Origin of the sequence: Actinomadura chibensis NBRC 106107, from assembly GCF_001552135.1 — a bacterium.
Classification (GTDB): domain Bacteria; phylum Actinomycetota; class Actinomycetes; order Streptosporangiales; family Streptosporangiaceae; genus Spirillospora; species Spirillospora chibensis.
This window is the reverse complement of sequence record NZ_BCQP01000017.1, coordinates 366,249-383,438: the sequence shown is the minus strand read 5'-3', so window position 1 is coordinate 383,438 and position 17,190 is coordinate 366,249. Positions and strand designations below refer to the sequence as shown.

The window sequence follows — 17,190 nt, the reverse complement described above, 5'->3', positions numbered from 1 at the left end:
CTGAGGGACGACCCCCAGACCCCCGAGGTGGGAGGGCCGATGATCCTCGCTTCGCTCCGGTCATCGGCCCTCCCCAATGATCTCCAGAAACGCGTCCTCAAGCCGTCGTCCGGCGCCGGTGATCTCGGTGACGGGGCCCGCGGCGACGCGGCGGCCGCCGGTCATGACGACCGCGTGCGTGCACGTCTGCTCGACCTCGGCGAGGAGGTGGCTGGAGACGATGACCGTCCGCCCGGCGGCGGCGTAGCGGACGAGCACCTCCCGCATCTCGCGGATCTGTGGCGGGTCGAGTCCGTTGGTGGGCTCGTCCAGGACGAGGAGGTCTGGTAGTCCGAGCATGGCCTGCGCGATGGCGAGACGCTGCCGCATCCCCTGCGAGTACGTCCGGACGGGACGATCCAGGGCCGACCCCAGGTCGGCTATTTGCAACGCCTCGTCCAGGTGGGCTTCGTCCAGGGGACGGCCGGTGGCGCGCCAGTAGAGGTCCAGGTTGTCGCGTCCGGTGAGGTGGGGGAGGAACCCGGGTCCCTCGACGAACGAACCCAGGCGCGCCAGGACGGCCGCTCCCGGATACACGCGATGACCGAAGATGCGGATCTCACCCGAGTCGGGGTGGATGAGCCCCATGAGCATCCTCAGCGTCGTCGTCTTTCCAGCACCATTCGGGCCGAGAAGCCCGAGGACTTGCCCCTTCTCCACACGGAACGACAGGTCGGCCACGGCCAGATGCCCGTTCTTGTACGCCTTCGTCAGCCCGACAATCTCCAGCGGGACGTCGCTGTCCTTTTCGGGCCCGCGCCTGAGCCGTCCCGGCAGGACGATGGCGAGCGCCAACGCGACGGCGACCAGCGGCAGAACCCACACCCAATCCGGAATAGGGGTCGGCGCGGCCTTCAGCGACGGAACCGTGGGGACGCTCAGCGGCGACACCACCCGCACGGTGAACGACGCGGGCTTCGCCGGTGTCGCGAAGCCCATGTCGGTGGTGGCGACGACGAGCCGCAGCCGGTGCCCCTGGTCGACGTGGTAGTCCATCGCGGGGAGCTCGACCGTGACCTGCCCGCCGGACGCCCGGAACGGCGCGGCCAGCCGCCGCGCCAGCGTCGCGCCGCCGCCGGGCGCGACGTCGTAGAGCTTGGCGAACAGGGGGCCGTCGCCGTCCGTCCGGAGCGTGACGCTCGCCGCGCCCGTCAACTGGAGCGGGCGCGCCAGCGGCGCCGTGTCGAACACCGCGAACTGGCCGGGCTGCTCGGCCGCGAGCCGTCCCCCGCCGAGCCCGCCGCCGAACGAGCCCAGCGCGCCGAGCCCGGGCAGCGCCGAGATCGCGGTCGGCGACCCGCCCGGCGGGTTGTAGATCGTCTGCGGGCCGCCGCTCAGCGGGAGCGGCCGCCGGTCGTTGGACAGGCCGGGATACGTCCGGGACGTCGCCTCGTCCACCACGACCCGCTGCGTGGACGAGTCGAGCCCGCCCGCCCGCGTCACGGTGAAGCGCGGCGGCGACTCGCCGCCGCCCTTCAGGCGCGCGTCGAGGAAGCCGAGCACCAGGTCCTCGATCCGGCCGGTCTCGGGGTCGCCGCCGTCGTGCCCGCCCTGGTACCAGACCACCGACACGGGCGCGCCGTTCCGGGCGATCGCGCGGGCGGTGGCGTCGGCGTGGTCGAGCGGGAACAGCGAGTCGGCCTGCCCCTGGACGAGCAGCGTCGGCACCCTGATCCGGTCGGCGACGGTCGACGGGCTCGACCGGCGCAGCGTCGCGATGGCCGCCTCGGTCGGCCGCCCCTTCTCCGCGATCTCCTGGTACATCGCGCAGAGGGACGGCAGGAAGCGCCCGCAGGCCGTCCGCCCGGCGCCGCTGGTGAAGAACAGGCCCGCCCACAGCTTCTTGAACACGCCGTCGGACGGGTTCCCGGCGGCGGCGTCCTGGAACAGCGCGTCCGCGAGGTCGTTCCAGGTGATCATCGGGGCGATGGCGTCGACGCGGCGGTCGTAGGCGGCGGTGAGCAGCGCGATCGCGCCGCCGTAGGACGCGCCCGCGATGCCGAGCCGCGGGTCGCCGGGCGCGTCCAGCCGGACCTCGGGACGCCGCGCGAGCCAGTCGACGAGCTGCCGGGTGTCCTTCACCTCGTAGTCGGGGGAGTTCAGCGCGATCTCGCCGGTGGAGCGTCCGAAACCGCGCGCCGACCAGGCCAGCACGGCGTAGCCCGCGCGGGCGAGGCCGCGGGCCTGCCGGTCGACGTCCGCCTTGCTGCCGCCGAAGCCGTGCCCGAGCAGCACCGCCGGTGCCCGGCCGCCGCCGACCGGCTGGTAGAACGTCGTGTCGAGCGAGACGCGCTGGTCGTCGTGCGGGCCGTCGACGACCGCGATCCGCTGGTCGAGGGTGCGGACGGGCGGCGCGTCGCCCGCGGCGACGCCCCACGCGGCGGCTCCGGCGGCGAGCGCGACCGCCGTCCCGGCGGCGGCCCAGCGCGCGGACCGTCCCGTCCTGCCCCATCGCGCGCGGAGCGCGCCCCCCGGCCTCATGAAGATCAGCCTATGCGGGGCGCTCCGCGGGCCGTCCGGCCGCCGAGCCGGTCTTTACCGCGCCGGGGGGTACGGGGCCAGGGCGGCGGTGAACATCGCGGTCACCCGGTCGGTGAGCTCGGCCGGGTCGACGTCGCGCAGGTCGCCGGTGCCGAGCAGCCGCCGGATCGGCCCGCCGCCCATGATGATCGTGGACGCGAGCAGCGCGCGGGCGCGGGCGTCCGGGCCGTCCAGCTGGGCGACGATCGGCTGGACGACCACGTCCTCCAGGTAGTGGAGCAGGATCTTCTTCACCTCGGGGTGCCCGGCGGACCGGTCCAGCATCCGGGACACGGCGGTGACCTGGCGCTGGTCGATGTGCCGCACGAAGTGCTCGGCGAGCCGCCGCGGCAGCCCCGCCGGGTCGCCCGCGATCACCCCGCGCAGCGCCGACTCCCCGGCGAGGACCTCGCCGAACAGCGCCGGCTTCGAGCCGAAGTAGCGGTGGACCAGCGCCGTGTTCGCCTCCGCGCGGGCCGCGATCATCCGGACGGTGACGCCGTCGTACCCGTGTTCGCCGAACAGGTCGCGGGCGGCGGCGAGGATCCGGCGGCGGGTGGCCTCGCGGTCCCGTTTCGGCCGGGTCTCGGCCTCGTCGGCGGTCTGGTTCTCGACCCGCATCACGGTCTCCGGGTAGTCGGTCACGTCGGGTGACCATTATCCAACGAGTTGCAAGTAAACACGCGTCTACATAAGATACATGCAGAGCACAGGTAATCAACTGGGTTGACGCAGCATGGGGGCAGGGTGGCTCAAGCGAGCGTGGCCTCGGACGGTCCGGTGACGGCTGAACCGGCGAGACCGCAGTACACGCACCGTCAGATCCTGGAGATCCTCTCCGGGCTGATGATGGCGATGCTGACGGCGATGATCTCGACGTCGGTCATCGCGACGGCGCTGCCGACGATCGTCGGCGACCTCGGCGGCCAGGACAAGCTGTCCTGGGTGGCGAGCGCGTCCCTGCTGACCATGACGGCGTCCACCCCGCTCTGGGGGAAGCTCTCCGACATCGCGGGCCGCAAGCTGATGTTCCAGACCGCGCTGCTGACCTTCGTGGTCGCCTCGGTCGCCGCCGGGCTGTCGCAGAACATCGGCGAGCTCATCGCCGCCCGCGCGTTCCAGGGCCTCGGCGTCGGCGGGCTGTCCGCGCTGGCGCAGGTCATCCTCGGGGACGTGGTCGAGCCCCGGCAGCGCGGCCGCTACGCCGGGTACATGGGCGCCGTGTTCGGCGTCGCGACCGTCGCCGGGCCGCTGCTCGGCGGGTTCATCGTGGACGCCGACGGCCTCGGCTGGCGCTGGTGCTTCTACGTGTGCGTGCCGCTCGCCGTGGTCGCGTTCCTCGTCATCCAGCGGGTGCTGAAGCTGCCGAAGGTGCGCCGCGACACCCGCGTCGACGTGTTCGGCGCGTTCACGATCACCGGCAGCGCCGCCGCGCTGATGCTCGTCTTGTCGATGGGCGGCACCGAGTTCGCGTGGAACTCCAGGTGGACGTACATCCTGCTCGGCGTCGCGGCCGTGCTGCTCGTCCTCGCGGTCGTCGCCGAGCGCGTCGCCCGCGACCCGATCCTGCCGCCCCGCCTGTTCCGCAACCGGACGTTCGTGCTCACCTCGTTCGTCTCGATCTGCGTCGGCATGGCGATGTTCGGCGCGATGATCTACATGCCGCAGTACCTGCAGATCGCCAAGGGGATGAGCCCGACCGCGTCCGGGCTGATGACGCTGCCGCTGGTGATCGGCATGCTGGTCACCTCCACCGGGTCCGGGCAGATCGTCACCCGGACCGGCCGCTACAAGGTCTTCCCGGTGCTCGGGCTGGCGAGCGTCGCGGCCGGGCTGTTCCTGCTGTCCCGGCTGCACACCGACTCGCCGAAGCTCGTCATCGGCGCGGACCTCGCCGTCCTCGGCATCGGCATGGGCCTGACGCTGCAGATCCTGATCCTCGCCGCGCAGAACGCCGCCGCGCCCGCCGACCTCGCCTCGACGACGTCCGGCATCTCGTTCTTCCGCAACCTCGGCGGCGCGATGGGCGTCGCCGCGTTCGGCGCGATCCTGACGAACCGGATCGCGGGCGAGATCGCCTCCGGGTTCCGCAAGGCCGGGCTGCCGCAGGCGCCGGGCGGCGGCGGGGGCGAACTCGGCTCGCCGGACGACATCCAGAAGCTGCCCCAGCCGATCAAGGGCATCGTGCAGGACGCGTTCACCACGTCCCTGGAGACGGTGTTCCTGGTCGGCGTGCCGATCGCGATCGTCGGGTTCCTGGCCGTCCTGGCGCTGAAGGAACTGCCGCTGCGCGGCTCCGCCGGACGCGGCAAGCCCGACGCCCGGCAGAACGGTGCGCGTCCCGACGACGGCCTCACGGCCGACGCCGCGCAGCCCGCGGGCGACCTCGCCGCGGTCGGCGCGGCTCCGCTGGCCACGGCGGTGTCGCCGAACGGGACGTCCCCGGCGGAGGCGCGGCTCCTCGTCCAGGAGAACCCCGTCACGGTGGACGCGAGCGCCTCGAACGGGAACGGCGGCGTCCCGGTGCACGGCGTGGTGCGGACGGCCGACGGCGCGCCCGTCCCGTCCGCCGCGCTCACCCTCATCGGCGTGGACGGCCACCAGCTCGCCCGCGCCGTCACCCAGGACGACGGCCGCTACGCCCTGCCCACCCCCGGCCCCGGCGGCTACGTGCTGATCGCCGCCGCGGGCGAGCACGAGCCGCAGGCCGCGACGCTCGTCGTCGGCGACCGCCCGGTGGCCTTCGACGTCCTGCTCGCCGGCAGCGGCGGCCTCACCGGGACGGTCCGCAGCGGCGACGGCGAGCCCATCGCCAACGCGATGGTCGTCGTCACCGACGTGCGCGGCGAGGTCGTCGGGACCGAGCGCACCGACGCGGGCGGGCGGTACGCGTTCAAGGACGTCGTGTCCGGCGCGTACACGCTCGCGGTCAGCGCGGCCGCGCACCGTCCGGTCGCGCTGCCGGTCGAGGTCGCGGGCAACGGCCGGACCAGGCAGGACGTGGAGCTGCCGCCCGGCGCCCGGATCCGCGGCGTCGTCCGCGACAGGTCCGGGCGGCCGGTCGCGGACGCCCGGGTCACGCTCGTCGACGCGGCCGGGAACGTCCTCGCGCTGGTCATCACCGGACCGGACGGCGAGTACGCGTTCGCCGACCTGTCCGGCGGCCGGTACACGGTGATCGCGTCCGGCTACCCGCCGGTCGCCACCGGCCTCTCGCTCTCCGGCGCCGGGCTCGACGACCACGACCTGACGCTCGGCTACCCCGACGAGTGACGGACACCTTCCCCCCTCCCGGGCCGTCCGGCGACGGCGGCCCGGCCACACGAGATGCGGATCGGCGATGAGCGCTGAACGAGGTCTGCGCGGCACGGTGCGGACGAAGGACGGCTGGGCGGTGCGGCACGCCGTCGTCACGGTGACGGACCTGGCCGGGAACCAGGTCGCGCGGGAGCGGACCGGGGAGGACGGCGTGCTCGCCGCCGGTCCGCTCCCCGCGGGCACCTACACGGCGATCGTCACGGCGCGGGGCTTCCAGCCCGCCGCCGCGACGCTGATCGCGTCCAGCTCCGGGACAGCCGACATCGGCCGGGTCACGCTGGCCCGCGCGGGCGGCGCCGACCTGCCGCCGCCCGGCCCGTGGACGATCGACCCCGCGCACTCCAGCGTCGGCGCGGTCGCGCGGCACCTCGGGCTGTCGAGCGTGCGCGGCCGGTTCGGCGCCTTCGAGGGCCGTGTCGACATCGCCGACCCGGTCGAGGAGTCGCGGGTCACGGCGCGCATCGAGGCGTCGTCCATCGACACCGGGAACAAGATCCGCGACGACCACCTCCGTTCGGCGGACTTCCTGAACGCCGACGTCCACCCGTACATCGAGTACGCGGGCACCGGCCTGACCGCGGCGGGCCCCGACCGCTGGACGGTCCGCGGCGAGCTGACCCTCAACGGCGTCACGCGTCCGGTCGACCTCGACCTCACCTACCTCGGCACGGGCGCCGATCCGTGGGGCGGGACGCGCGCCGCGTTCCGCGCGACCGCCGAGCTGCGCCGCGCCGACTTCGACATCCGCTTCAACGAGGTGCTGGAGGCCGGGATCGCGATGGTGGGGGAGAGCCTGCGGGCCGAGCTGGAGATCCAGGCCGTCCAGGGGACCGAACTCCCGCAGATATGACCACCCTTGGACATGTAGTGATTTAGGCCGTAACCATGTGATCTTTATGGCCGCGTGCCATACTCCCGTCGCTGGTCAGGCGGGTGGGAGGGGCGGCGGGGATGACGCGTGCGCAAAAAGGCGGTCGGTCGGACACGGTCAAATGGGCCGTCGTGGGGCTGGTCGGTGCGGGGGTGTGCGGCGCCCTGCTGACGATGCTGGTCAGGGACTTCGCCGTCCTCGGCAGCGAGGCCGGCGGCTCCTGCGGCACGCGGCGCGGCCCGTGCCCGAACCACTGGGGCCTGATCTTCGCGCTGTCGTTCGTCCCGTTGCTCGTGCTGGTGCCGCTGACCTGCTACGGCCTGTTCAAGGGGATGCGGCGGGGCTGGCTGGCCGGGCTGGTCGCGGCGGCCGTGTGCGTCTACCCCGGCTCGCTGCTCTTCGACGTCCTGCACGGGCCGACGCTGCGCTTCGCGTGGTCCGCGCCGTCCGACCGGGGCTCCGACACCGACACCGAGGGCGTCTGGATCACCGGCGACGCCGTGGTGCGCGGCAAGTTCGACGGCCTGACCGCCTACGCGGCCGGGACCGGCGAGCGGTCCTGGAACTCGGTCCTGCCCGGCCGCGACACCCTCTGCGCGATGAGCCGCACCGCCGAAGGCGGCATCGGCCTGATCGCCCACGAGCCCGGCTCCGGCCAGTGCGCCTCCCTCGCCGCGATCGACACCGCCACCGGAAGGACGCTCTGGAACCGCACGCTTCCGACCGTCCGCCCGGCGCTCCCGGACAAGGCCGACTCGCTCGCCATCGCCGGAACCACCGGCGCCTACCGGACGAACGACACCGTCGAAGGCTTCGCCGTCCGGGACGGCAAGACGCTCTGGCGGCAGGAGAACAAGCTCAACGGCTGCTCGTTCGAGTGGGTGGCGGGGACGTCCGCCCAAGTCCTGCTCGGCGAGCGCTGCACCCGGACCACCGGCCCCGGCGTCACGACCAGCCAGTTCGTCCGGGCGGTCGACCCGGCGACCGGCCGCGAGCTGTGGAAGACCGACCTCCGCGTGATCGGCAACGCCAACGTCGACCTGGTCAGCGCCGCGCCGCTCGTCGTCGCCGTCCGCGAGTCCGACGCCCGGGGCAAGAAGACCCTGACGGTGCTGGACGCCCAGGGCCGCGTCAACGCGACCATCCCCACCGACGAACCCGGCCGGACCATCGACACCTTCGACCAGTCGTCCTCGGCCGCCGTCCCGACCCGGAAGATCGCGGTCTCGGCCGACACGCTCGTCGCCGTCGCCCGCGCCGACCGCGGCGAGAACTCCCTCGCCGCCTACCGCCTCACCGACGGCAAGCGCCTCTGGACGGCCGGAACCAGCCGCGACACGATCGACGCCCTCGCCTTCGACGGCAAGGACGTGCTCACACTCACGACCCGCTTCACGACACTGCAACTACGGTCATACGACTCGTCCACAGGCAAGGAACTGACCTCGGCGGTCGTCCCGTCCCGCTGGAACGACTCCCGCCCCCGCCTCCTCCCGTCCCCCTCCGGCCTAATAATCGCCAGCTCCTCAGGCCGCACCCCCTACAACCCCCTAAAAATGCTCCCCCGCCCCTAACCCCTGTTCGAGGAGAACCACTCGGAGTCGCCCGCACATCGCCTCCACCGCGTTCTCGTCCGGCACCGCCCCCTCGCGGAACATCGCCATCTGCAGTGCGGGCCCGAACGCGCCAAACCGAGCCATGTCCGCCTTCACCACGGGCTGGACCACGAAATGCAGGTGTCCCGGCACGGCATCCGCGTGGGACCAGAGGCACACATAGACCTGTTCAGGCTGGACGACCTCGGTCACCGCAGCGGCCACCCGCCGCAGCAACGGGCCCAACGCGCCACTCTCGACATCGTTCAACTCGGCGACATGGACGACATGCCGTACCGGCTTGACCACCAACGTCCCCAGCCCGAGCGGCCCCACCGAGTGCTCGACAACCCACCCCGACGCCTCCGCCAGCCGCCCCCCAGGCAAAGGACGAACCCCCACAAGAAGATCGCAAGCAAGACACCCAGCAACCGATCCCATGCCCCCCACCTTTCAACCCCGCTCACTACTCCAGACCCGCAATACCGCGCCAGCCCTGCCCCTCCCAACGCCTACGCGGCCCCAGCCACAGCGCCGTCGCCGGACGGGTCGGCCGTGGGCGCAATTCGACCCGGACATGCGAACGGCCCCGCCGGGAGGACGAGGCCGTTTGTTCGGGACGCTGGATCAGAAGTCCAGTTCGCCCGCCTTCACCGCCACGACAAGCCGGGCGAAGCCTTCAATCGAGACCGCGAGGTGTCCAGCTTCGGGGGCCTTGCTGTCCCTGATGCCGCACCCTTCGACAAGGGCCGCGACCTCCACACATTCCTCGCCGGACGTGTTGCTCCGGCTGGACTTGCGCCATTCGATCACTGTATGGCCTCCATGATCCGCTCGATGTGACCACATGAGGCGGACGCGGACAGCGCTTCGGAGCCTATGAGGTCGAAGCGTCGTTGGAGATCGTCCAGCCTTGTCGGGTCATGGGTCACTCTGCCACCTGTGTTGGCCTCCAGGTAGGCCGCAGATCGTTTTGCCTCGGTGAGGAGTGTGAACGAGCCGTCCAAGCCGACGTGCGCGCCGACGGAGCGCGGCACAATTCGCAGGATGACGTTACGTCGGTTGCTTATTGAGATCAGCCGGGCAAGCTGCTCGCGCATTACTTCCGCACCACCTACGGGCTGATCCAGTGCCGCCTCGTTGATCAACACCCGCAACTCCGGCGGTTGCTCCCGCTCAAGCACTGCTTGACGGGCCATGCGAGCGGTGACGAACTCTTCTACGTCCTCGATGATCTGACCGCCCTCCAGCAGCGCACGTGCATAGTCCGGGGTCTGGAGCAGTCCGGGGATGATCGCTAGAGCCCAGTAGCAGATGCGGGACGCCCTGGCCTCAATCGGCGTGTATTGACTCCACCAGCCGGGATCGTGCGCCCGCTCCGCCAGCCGACGAAGCCGGGTGAAATGCCCCGCAGTACGCCATACCAGGTCAAGAGTTTCGGCGTGCTTCATCGGCAGGTTTTCGCGAGCCGATTCCCAGTTCGAAACCTGAGTTTTCGTCACCCCAAGAATCTCGCCGAGAGCGGGCTGTGTCATGTTCCGCTCAAGCCGCCATACCCGCAGGTCAGAAGCCAGCCAATGCCAATGATCGTTATCTGGATCAAGATCGTTCCGAGGGGGCATTCGAGATCCCGGAAGTACAGATTGTCGGGTTGAATGCTTGAACTGTACCTGCCGTCGGCAGTCTGTGTCGCGAGAAACAGATTTCCGAAAGGGGGGTCATGGACGCCGCCACGTGCAAAACGGGCCAGACCAACCAATTTGCGGTGAGAGTTGCCGCATGTCGCGAAACCGTGTATTTGACGCGCGATCTCGTGCGGAGCAGCCTCAATGTGTGGGGGCTCAACGCCTACCGCAGTGACGCGTGCCAGATCATGTCGGAGTTGGCGTCCAACGCGGCACGCTATTGCGTGAGCGAGAAAATGCGCGCGTGGGTCAGCCGCCTCGACGTCGGCATCGAGATGTGCGTCTGGGACGACCACCCCGGCCGGCCGCTGCTGCAGACCCCGGGCTACTTCGGCGCCCACGGCCGGGGCCTGATCATCGTCCAGGCGTTCGCGACCGGCGGCTGCGGCTGGGCCGAACTCGCGGCGGGAAAGGTCGTCTGGGCCCGCATCGCCATCGACGAGCGCTTCATCCGAGCCGCCGCCCTCTCCGTCGGACACCCCATAGTCGGCGCCCTCCCGCACCTGGACAGAACACACCGCATGACGGTGTCCCCCTAGACAGGCCCTCGCCCCTGCGGCATCACCCCCCGCGCCCGTTCGTGCCCCCCACCGAACGCGCGCCCTGAAGCCACAGGGGCGAGGGCCGCCGAGCCCCCGCCACGTCCGCTATCCCTGTCCGGCTGAGCGAGAGCGATAAGGCATGACGGAACTCGTCCAAGCGGTCCTGGTCGCCATGATCTCCACATGGTTCTCTCTGCTGGCCGTCGTCGTCCCCGGCATGATCGTCCTGGCGTTCAAGCATCGATTCGGTAGAAGGAATGCACAGTCCCCGTGTCCAGGGCGGTCCGTTGCATGCCTTCGCCGATGCCGGTGGCCTTGTGGAGGTTTCCAGTGTCTTGACAGACTTCCGTGCGTGGACAACGACCCACGGTTAGATCGGCCTGACGAGCCGGAGGGAACGGGAGGTGCGGACCGGCCATTACCGCCACCTCCGGACCGGCCCGGTTCTCCTGATCAACCCTCCCGTGCCGAGTCGCGCGCGGCGGCCCGGGAAACCGACAAACCGGTGGAAGGCGCCGAGATTGGCGGCAAGTCGGAGACGGCCGAGCCAGCACCGGAGAGGGAGCAGAAGCCGACGGAGACGGAGTCCCCTCTTGAGCGGACACCTTCTAATTGCGGGTTCGCTAACCTGGCCGAGGAACTCGACGCCCGGCGCGCGAGCCGCGAGGCCGCTCAAGGAAACGGAGCCACCAACGAGCAGCCCTCCGAGACCGGCAAGCCGGACAAGCAAACGGCCGAGCTGGACGATGACGCGATCAAGGAACAGATCGACCCGTTCGCACCCGACCTCAGCAAGACCGAGGGCCGCAAAGAAACCTTCGAGCGGACCGTCCGGGACTCCGACGCCGACTGGACCGAGGGTGTAGACCGGCTTGAAGACATACCGACCGGCGAGACCTTGTCCGAAGGAGATGATGGGGAAAGGTCCAAGGGTGACGGCTTCCGCAAGGCGCTGTACTCGGGATACGGAAACGCTAAGAAGAGCGTCGAGCAAAACGCCGACCTGGCTGCCGACCTCTTCGGTCCACGTCCCTCCGGCCATGCCGAGACCCGGGCTGATAGCGGCCCCAGGATGGCAGACCCACATCACTCGGGCGTTGATGCCGGGACCGCAGCCTCCTCCTTGCTTGCGCTGGGTATAGTCGGCGCCGAGTTGCTCCGGTGGGGTCGAGGCAAGATTAGAGATTGGGAGACAAGGGATGCAAGTGACGGCTGACGAGGTGTCGGCGTTGCGTTCAGTTCTGGTGGGCGATCTCGACACTCACCATCAGATCTACGATCGGCTCGACCCGAACACACAAAGTGGCTATCTCGCGCTGGTTATGGCCGCGTTCTTCACAGCTGCTGAGCGGAGATTCAAGGATGGTAACAAGGCCGAGGTGGCGGCGTTCGTAGGAAGGGTGCGAGGAAGGTCGGACCGCATGGCGGACGCCGTAGACCCGCACATTGCCGAACGTCTCCTCCTAGCCGTATCCACTGGCGCGGACATCGACGACATCGACGCTGAGGCGCGGGGCGGACACTTCATCCTCCTTCTGACCGCTCTTGTCGTTGAATCAGATCTCTCCAGCTCGGAGATGGACGCATTCCTGGACGACGCTCGCAAGCTCGCCGACGAGTGGCTCGCCGACGACCCACGCTGAACCGGCGACGTGGACGGCTTCGCTATGGAACGACGAGCACCCCGGTGAGCCGTCACATGCCCTTCGCCTTCTCACGCTCGGTGTCGTCCGGCTTGAGACGGCCAGGCGCGTGGCGAGTCAGAGCCAAGGATGGAGAGACGCCGGTGACGACGGTAAGCGTTGACCAGGTGGCGTCGGTACGAGCAGTGCTCACGGGAGACGTTGACACCTTCGACCGCATTACCGATCGACTCAGCTCGGAGGAGAGAGATGCTCGCGGTGTGTTCGTCGCGGCGGCCTTCGCTGAGGCCGCGTACCGGAGGTTCGCGAAAGCCGTCGACCCGTCGGCGGCGGTCATCCGGTTCGTCTCCGATCTGCGCGCTCAGCATCCCCTGACAGAGGACTTCGATCAGCACACGGCGGAACGCCTCCTCTTGGCCACGTTCACCGATGAGTCCACCAGCGACGTCCCGGCCGAGACGAAGGGCAGTTACTACATGCTGCTCCTGGCGGGCATAGTCAAGGTCGTCGGCCTTTCCGACGCTCAACTGGACACGTTCCTGGACGACGCTCGCAAGCTCGCTGACGAGTGGCTGGCCGCCGACACGTCCTGAATCGGCGCAGGGAGTGATGCAGCGGAACGGCTCTTGTCACATCCAGGCGGACGTCACAGCAGGAGCCAAAGCCGTTCGCCCTGGGCGTCGATCGTGATGCCGGAGCGTTCTTCACTGGGTGTGTCGTTGTCCACTCACCAGGTGAAAGCGACCTCGGCCTCGTCCCATAATCTGCGCTCGCCGTATTGGGCGACCTCGAAGTCTGCGCGCGGGTTCCCAATCGCAGGACGCCCACCGAAGAGGGAGACAGATGAAGGTCACCGCTGATCAGGTGGAGTCGATTCGGGCCATGCTCACCCGCGACGCCGAGAGTTTCGAGCGGATCAGCAAGCAACTCGATCCGGCCACGCGGCCGGCGCGGGGTGCGCTCATCTCCGCCGCGTTCTTCCTGGCGGCAGAGCGGAGGTTCAAGGGCAGGTCGCCCTCCGACGTCACCGCCTTCGTGGACGATCTGCGCACACGGCGCGGACTCGCGGATGACATCGACGCTCGCACAGCCGAGCGATTGCTCCTGGCCACCTTTACCGACGAGAACATCGAAGACATCAACGGCGACGCTCAAGCCGACCACTTCGCCATTCTGTTGAGCGGGATCATCGCAGACGCGAACCTGTCCGACGCCCAGTTGGACGCGTTCCTGGACGATGCCCGTAAGCTCGCCGACGAGTGGCTGGCCGACGGCCCGCGTTGAACCAGCGAAGTGGACGGCCTCGCTATGGAAGGACGAGCGCCCTGGTTCGCCGTCACATGCCCTTTATCTTCTTACGTTCGGTGTCGTCCGGCTTGAGGCGGCCAGGTGCGTCGGGAGTCGGAGCCGAGAACGGAGAGGTCGATGGCGGCGGTGAGCGCTGATCAGGTGGCGTCGATACGAGCGGTGCTTGAAGGGGACGTTGACACCTTCGACCGCGTTAGCGAGCGACTCAGCTCGGAGGAAAGGGATGCTCGCGGTGTGCTCGTCGCGGCGGCCTTCGCTGAGGCCGCCTACCGGAGGTTCGCGAAAGCCGCCGATCCGTCGGCGGCGGTCATGCGGTTCGTCTCCGATCTGCGCGCCCACCATCCGCTGACGGAGGACTTCGACCCGCACACGGCGGAACGTCTTCTCTTGGCCACGTTCACCGATGAGTCCATCAGTGACGTCCCAGACGAGACCAAGGGCAGTTACTACATGCTGCTCCTCGCGGGGATAGTCAAGGTCGTCGGCCTTTCCGAGGCTCAACTGGACGTGTTCCTGGACGAGGCTCGCAAGCTCGCCGACGAGTGGCTGGGCGCTGATACGCGCTGAAGTGGCGCAGGGAGCGACTCAGTCGCACCGCGTCTGGGAGGACTCGCCCGGGTCTGCCGTTGGCCCCGTTCGATGCATCCGGGCTGCGTGGCTCGGCTGCGGTTGTCAGGGTTTCCCTGACGGGCTAGGGTGTCAGGGACGCCCTGACATCTGAGGAGTGCACGTGGCTGTACCCGACATCCCGGCCGAACTTGCTCGGTGTTCCTTCTGCGGCAAGCCGGATACCGAGGTCCAGAAGCTGGTCGCCGGTGCTGGAGTGAACATCTGCGACGAGTGCGTGGCTCTGGCCGCGTCGATCATTGACGGGAGCCTCGGCGGCACCACGGAGCCGCGTGCGCCCATCTGGGATTCGCTGACGGACGTGGAGATGCTGGACCACATTCCGCGCGTCGCCGCGCACATCGATCAGGCCGAGGCCGACCTGCGCTCGTGGGTGCGGGAGTTGCGCCGGCGGGGCGTCACCTGGACCAAGATCGGCGAAGCGCTCGGGACCACCCGCCAGTCCGCGTGGGAGCGGTTCTCCGGCGAGGAGTGACGCGAGCCCGCCGCGTTCGCGGTCGACTCGTCAGGCGACCTCGAAGCCGGTGCAGTCAATCAGGACGGCGGTGCCGTTGGAGTGGACGTGGTAGGTGAGGACGACCCATTCCCCCGAATTGAGCGGCCACGTCTCGTGGTACTTGCTTTGGAAGTCCCGGGGATATTCGAGGGTCCTCTCCCAGCCCTGCTTCGGTAGCGCGAACGGCTTGGAGAGTTGCGACTCGTCCCAGCCGGTGGCGGGCAGGGCGGGATAGACGGCGGCGGCCAGGTAGTACGGCGGGTCGGGCACGCCGCCGCCCGTCACCCAGAACTTGATCTTGGTGCTGGGGCCGGTCACCTTGCCCGTGGGCGGGGCCACCTCCAGCCGCATCGGAACCCTTTCCACGACCGGCACGCTCGGCTGGCACGTCCGGGTCTTCGGCGACCAGTAGAGGTCGTCCGGGGCTCCCGCGATCTTGTTGTTCACGACCGACGGGGAGACTCCGGGACTGGGGTCGGTGTTCCGCCCTTCCACCGATCCGGCCGACCCGCTCGGACGTCCGCCGGACGGACCCGCCCCGGTGGACGTCCCACCGGCACCGCCCGAGCGGCCTTCGCTGTCCCGCATCAGCGACCTGGCGGTGAACGACAGCGTGAGCACCACGGCGACGACTCCGACGACGGTGGCGACGACGGCGGCGCGCGGACGGCGCGCACGGTACCGGCCGCTGGGCAGCAGGCCGGTGGCGACCGCTTCCTCGGCGCTCGCCGGTGGCGCCGGGGCGATCGAGTGCAGGCGCCGGTAGTCGTCCTCGTCGGTGAGCGCCCCGGAGACGCGGCAGCGTTCGAGCAGTTCGGTGGCGGTCGGCCGCATCCGCGGGTCCTTGTGGGCGGCGCCGCGAAGCAGCGCCGTCAGTTGCGGGTCGAGGCCCTCCAGGTCCATCTCCTGGTGGATGCTGCGGTAGACGACGGCCTGCGCGTCACCCCCGCCGAACGGGGGGCGCCCCGTGCACGCGAACGCGACGGTGCCCGCCAGGGCGAACACGTCCATCGCCCGTCCGGTCTCACCCCGCAGCACCACCTCGGGCGCCAGATAGCCCGGGGTCCCCGCCATCGTCCCGGTGCGCGTGATCGCCGTCTGGTCGTCGCCGCGCGCGATGCCGAAGTCGATGAGCTTGGGGCCGTCCTTCGCCAGGATCACGTTCTGCGGCTTGAGGTCGCGGTGCTCGATCCCGCGCGCGTGCACGTCGGCGACCGCCTCGGCCAGCGCCGCCAGCAACCGGAGCCCGGCCCGCGGCGAGAACGCTCCCTGCGCGGCGACCGCCTGTGCGAGGGTCGGCCCGGGTATGTACTCGGTCGCCAGCCAGTAGGGCGGCTCGTCCAGTCCCGCCCCGACCAGCGCCGCGGTGTGCGGGCTCCGGATCGCCTGGACGGTGGCGACCTCGCGCCGGAACCGCGCCAACGCCTGCGGCCCCTCGAAGTCGTCCCGGACGACCTTGATGGCGATGTGCCGACCGCCCCCGGTCAACGCCAGGTAGACCTGGCCCATGCCACCCGCGCCGAGCCGGGCGAGCAGAAGGTAGCCGCCGAGCTCCGCCGGATCCCCGGCCCGCAACGCCTGCACCCGTTCACCCCGCAGACCGGAGAACAACCGATTCGTCGCGGAGAATCATGTCGCACGGTGATCACTTGTGGATCACGGCGGGGTCAGGTGCCTTTTAGTTCGTGGACCAGGCGGTTGGCGGAGGCGCGGTCGGGCGGGCCCGTCACGATCACCTTGCCGTTGGTGATGGCCATGTCGACGCGGGGGAGGGTGACGAGGCGGTCGCGGACGACGAAGGCCAGGTCGCGGCCCACCGTCGCGCGGGTGAGCTGGGCGAAGGCGTGGCGGTCGACGGGACGCAGGGTCACCGCGACGTCGTAGCCGCCGGTTTTCGACCGTGACTTCTGCACCCGGAGGTCGGCGACCTTGCGGATCGCGATGCCCTGCGACAGGCCGTAGCAGGTGGGGCCCGCGCCGGACTGCGCGGTGATGCCGCGCGTGCCCGCTGGGCACTGGCCCGGGGTCGCCTGGGAGACCGGGTAGATCTGGAGGGGCGCGGCCAGCGTCACCGGCCGTGTGCGGCGGGACGAGACGACCATGGTGCCGGTCACCGCCACCGCCGCGATCAGCAGGCCCAGGGTCAGCACCATGACGACGAGGGCGGAGCGGTGCTGGGCCGCGGCGCGTGCCGAGGGCGGTGGGGCCGTCCGGCTGGCCGGTCGTCGTCCTGCCCGGCTCCGCTTCGTCTCCGCGGCGGCGCGCTGCCGCTCGGCCGACCGCGCCCGCCGCCGCGCCGCCACGTCCGCGGGGACGGTTATGGGCGGGAGGACGGCGGTCGTCGATTCGGGCCCGCGCCTCGTCTGCCCGCTGCCGGACGTCCGTCCCGCGGACGCGGGCGGCTGCGGTGCGCCTGGCGCACGACCGGTGGGAGGTTGGATGCCCGGCGGTTGCGTTCCGAGTGGGGTTTGCGGGTTGAGTGACTGCGTGTTCAGCGGCCGGGTGTCGGGGGCCCGCGCGTCCGGTGGTCCCTGCGTGCCCCGTGG

At 70.2% G+C, this 17,190-nt stretch carries 17 protein-coding genes; 10 read left to right on the top strand and 7 right to left on the bottom strand.

The features are described 5' to 3' along the window. Positions 1 to 60 precede the first annotated feature (60 nt). Positions 61 to 2,520: an alpha/beta fold hydrolase gene (locus ACH01S_RS12260; RefSeq protein ID WP_067889500.1), complete on the bottom strand. Its 2,460-nt coding sequence runs from the start codon at positions 2,518 to 2,520 to the stop codon at positions 61 to 63. A 54-nt stretch (positions 2,521 to 2,574) separates the two neighbouring features. Further along, a complete protein-coding gene (locus ACH01S_RS12255; RefSeq protein WP_246236447.1) occupies positions 2,575 to 3,204 on the bottom strand; it encodes a TetR/AcrR family transcriptional regulator in 630 nt (209 codons plus the stop codon). A 135-nt stretch (positions 3,205 to 3,339) separates the two neighbouring features. On the opposite strand from ACH01S_RS12255, the gene ACH01S_RS46640 reads away from it, so the two are divergent. The 3 genes from ACH01S_RS46640 (at position 3,340) to ACH01S_RS12240 (ending at position 8,322) form a co-directional block, all read left to right on the top strand. Then, positions 3,340 to 5,832 (top strand): MFS transporter, encoded by a 2,493-nt coding sequence (locus ACH01S_RS46640; RefSeq protein ID WP_306303241.1) that lies wholly within the window; start codon positions 3,340 to 3,342, stop codon positions 5,830 to 5,832. A 67-nt stretch (positions 5,833 to 5,899) separates the two neighbouring features. Continuing rightward, positions 5,900 to 6,727, top strand: a complete 828-nt coding sequence (locus ACH01S_RS12245; protein WP_067889496.1) for a YceI family protein — start codon at positions 5,900 to 5,902, stop codon at positions 6,725 to 6,727. 152 nt (positions 6,728 to 6,879) lie between these two features. Then, a complete protein-coding gene (locus tag ACH01S_RS12240) occupies positions 6,880 to 8,322 on the top strand; it encodes an outer membrane protein assembly factor BamB family protein (RefSeq protein WP_067889494.1) in 1,443 nt (480 codons plus the stop codon). Here the strand turns inward: ACH01S_RS12240 and ACH01S_RS12235 are convergent. From ACH01S_RS12235 to ACH01S_RS43420, 3 genes are all read right to left on the bottom strand, one after another. Then, on the bottom strand, positions 8,299 to 8,784 hold the full coding sequence (locus ACH01S_RS12235; protein WP_067889491.1) for an HIT family protein: 486 nt from the start codon (positions 8,782 to 8,784) through the stop codon (positions 8,299 to 8,301). The genes ACH01S_RS12240 and ACH01S_RS12235 overlap by 24 nt on opposite strands. A 186-nt stretch (positions 8,785 to 8,970) precedes the next feature. After that, positions 8,971 to 9,156, bottom strand: coding sequence for a DUF397 domain-containing protein (locus ACH01S_RS12230; RefSeq protein WP_246236446.1), 186 nt, complete (start codon positions 9,154 to 9,156; stop codon positions 8,971 to 8,973). After that, positions 9,153 to 9,965 carry a helix-turn-helix domain-containing protein gene (locus tag ACH01S_RS43420; protein WP_067889485.1) on the bottom strand — a complete coding sequence of 271 codons (813 nt, stop codon included), beginning with the start codon at positions 9,963 to 9,965 and terminating at the stop codon, positions 9,153 to 9,155. The genes ACH01S_RS12230 and ACH01S_RS43420 overlap by 4 nt, the downstream gene beginning before the upstream one ends. 98 nt (positions 9,966 to 10,063) lie before the next feature. Here ACH01S_RS43420 and ACH01S_RS43415 point away from each other — a divergent pair, with 98 nt between their 5' ends. From ACH01S_RS43415 to ACH01S_RS12190, 7 genes are all read left to right on the top strand, one after another. Continuing rightward, on the top strand, positions 10,064 to 10,567 hold the full coding sequence (locus ACH01S_RS43415) for an ATP-binding protein (RefSeq protein ID WP_148344111.1): 504 nt from the start codon (positions 10,064 to 10,066) through the stop codon (positions 10,565 to 10,567). 508 nt (positions 10,568 to 11,075) lie between these two features. Next, positions 11,076 to 11,786 carry a hypothetical protein gene (locus ACH01S_RS12215; protein WP_067889479.1) on the top strand — a complete coding sequence of 237 codons (711 nt, stop codon included), beginning with the start codon at positions 11,076 to 11,078 and terminating at the stop codon, positions 11,784 to 11,786. Next, the gene (locus tag ACH01S_RS12210) at positions 11,776 to 12,213 is read left to right on the top strand and encodes a hypothetical protein (RefSeq protein ID WP_067889476.1); all 438 of its coding nucleotides are present in this window, start codon (positions 11,776 to 11,778) and stop codon (positions 12,211 to 12,213) included. The genes ACH01S_RS12215 and ACH01S_RS12210 overlap by 11 nt, the downstream gene beginning before the upstream one ends. A 143-nt stretch (positions 12,214 to 12,356) precedes the next feature. Further along, positions 12,357 to 12,806: a hypothetical protein gene (locus tag ACH01S_RS12205; protein WP_067889473.1), complete on the top strand. Its 450-nt coding sequence runs from the start codon at positions 12,357 to 12,359 to the stop codon at positions 12,804 to 12,806. Between the two features lie 250 nt (positions 12,807 to 13,056). Continuing rightward, entirely contained in the window at positions 13,057 to 13,497 is a 441-nt protein-coding gene (locus tag ACH01S_RS12200; RefSeq protein WP_067889470.1) for a hypothetical protein, read from the top strand. A 141-nt stretch (positions 13,498 to 13,638) separates the two neighbouring features. Next, positions 13,639 to 14,088: a hypothetical protein gene (locus tag ACH01S_RS12195; RefSeq protein WP_067889467.1), complete on the top strand. Its 450-nt coding sequence runs from the start codon at positions 13,639 to 13,641 to the stop codon at positions 14,086 to 14,088. A gap of 163 nt (positions 14,089 to 14,251) precedes the next feature. Continuing rightward, complete coding sequence (locus tag ACH01S_RS12190; protein ID WP_067889464.1) at positions 14,252 to 14,623, top strand: ClpX C4-type zinc finger protein; 372 nt, start codon at positions 14,252 to 14,254, stop codon at positions 14,621 to 14,623. 30 nt (positions 14,624 to 14,653) lie between these two features. On the opposite strand, the gene ACH01S_RS12185 is transcribed toward ACH01S_RS12190, so the two are convergent. Together ACH01S_RS12185 and ACH01S_RS12180 are read right to left on the bottom strand one after the other, a co-directional pair. Further along, positions 14,654 to 16,228, bottom strand: a complete 1,575-nt coding sequence (locus ACH01S_RS12185) for a serine/threonine-protein kinase (protein WP_083980590.1) — start codon at positions 16,226 to 16,228, stop codon at positions 14,654 to 14,656. 83 nt (positions 16,229 to 16,311) lie between these two features. Next, positions 16,312 to 16,797, bottom strand: a complete 486-nt coding sequence (locus ACH01S_RS12180) for a SecDF P1 head subdomain-containing protein (protein WP_067889461.1) — start codon at positions 16,795 to 16,797, stop codon at positions 16,312 to 16,314. Between the last annotated feature and the right edge of the window lie 393 nt (positions 16,798 to 17,190).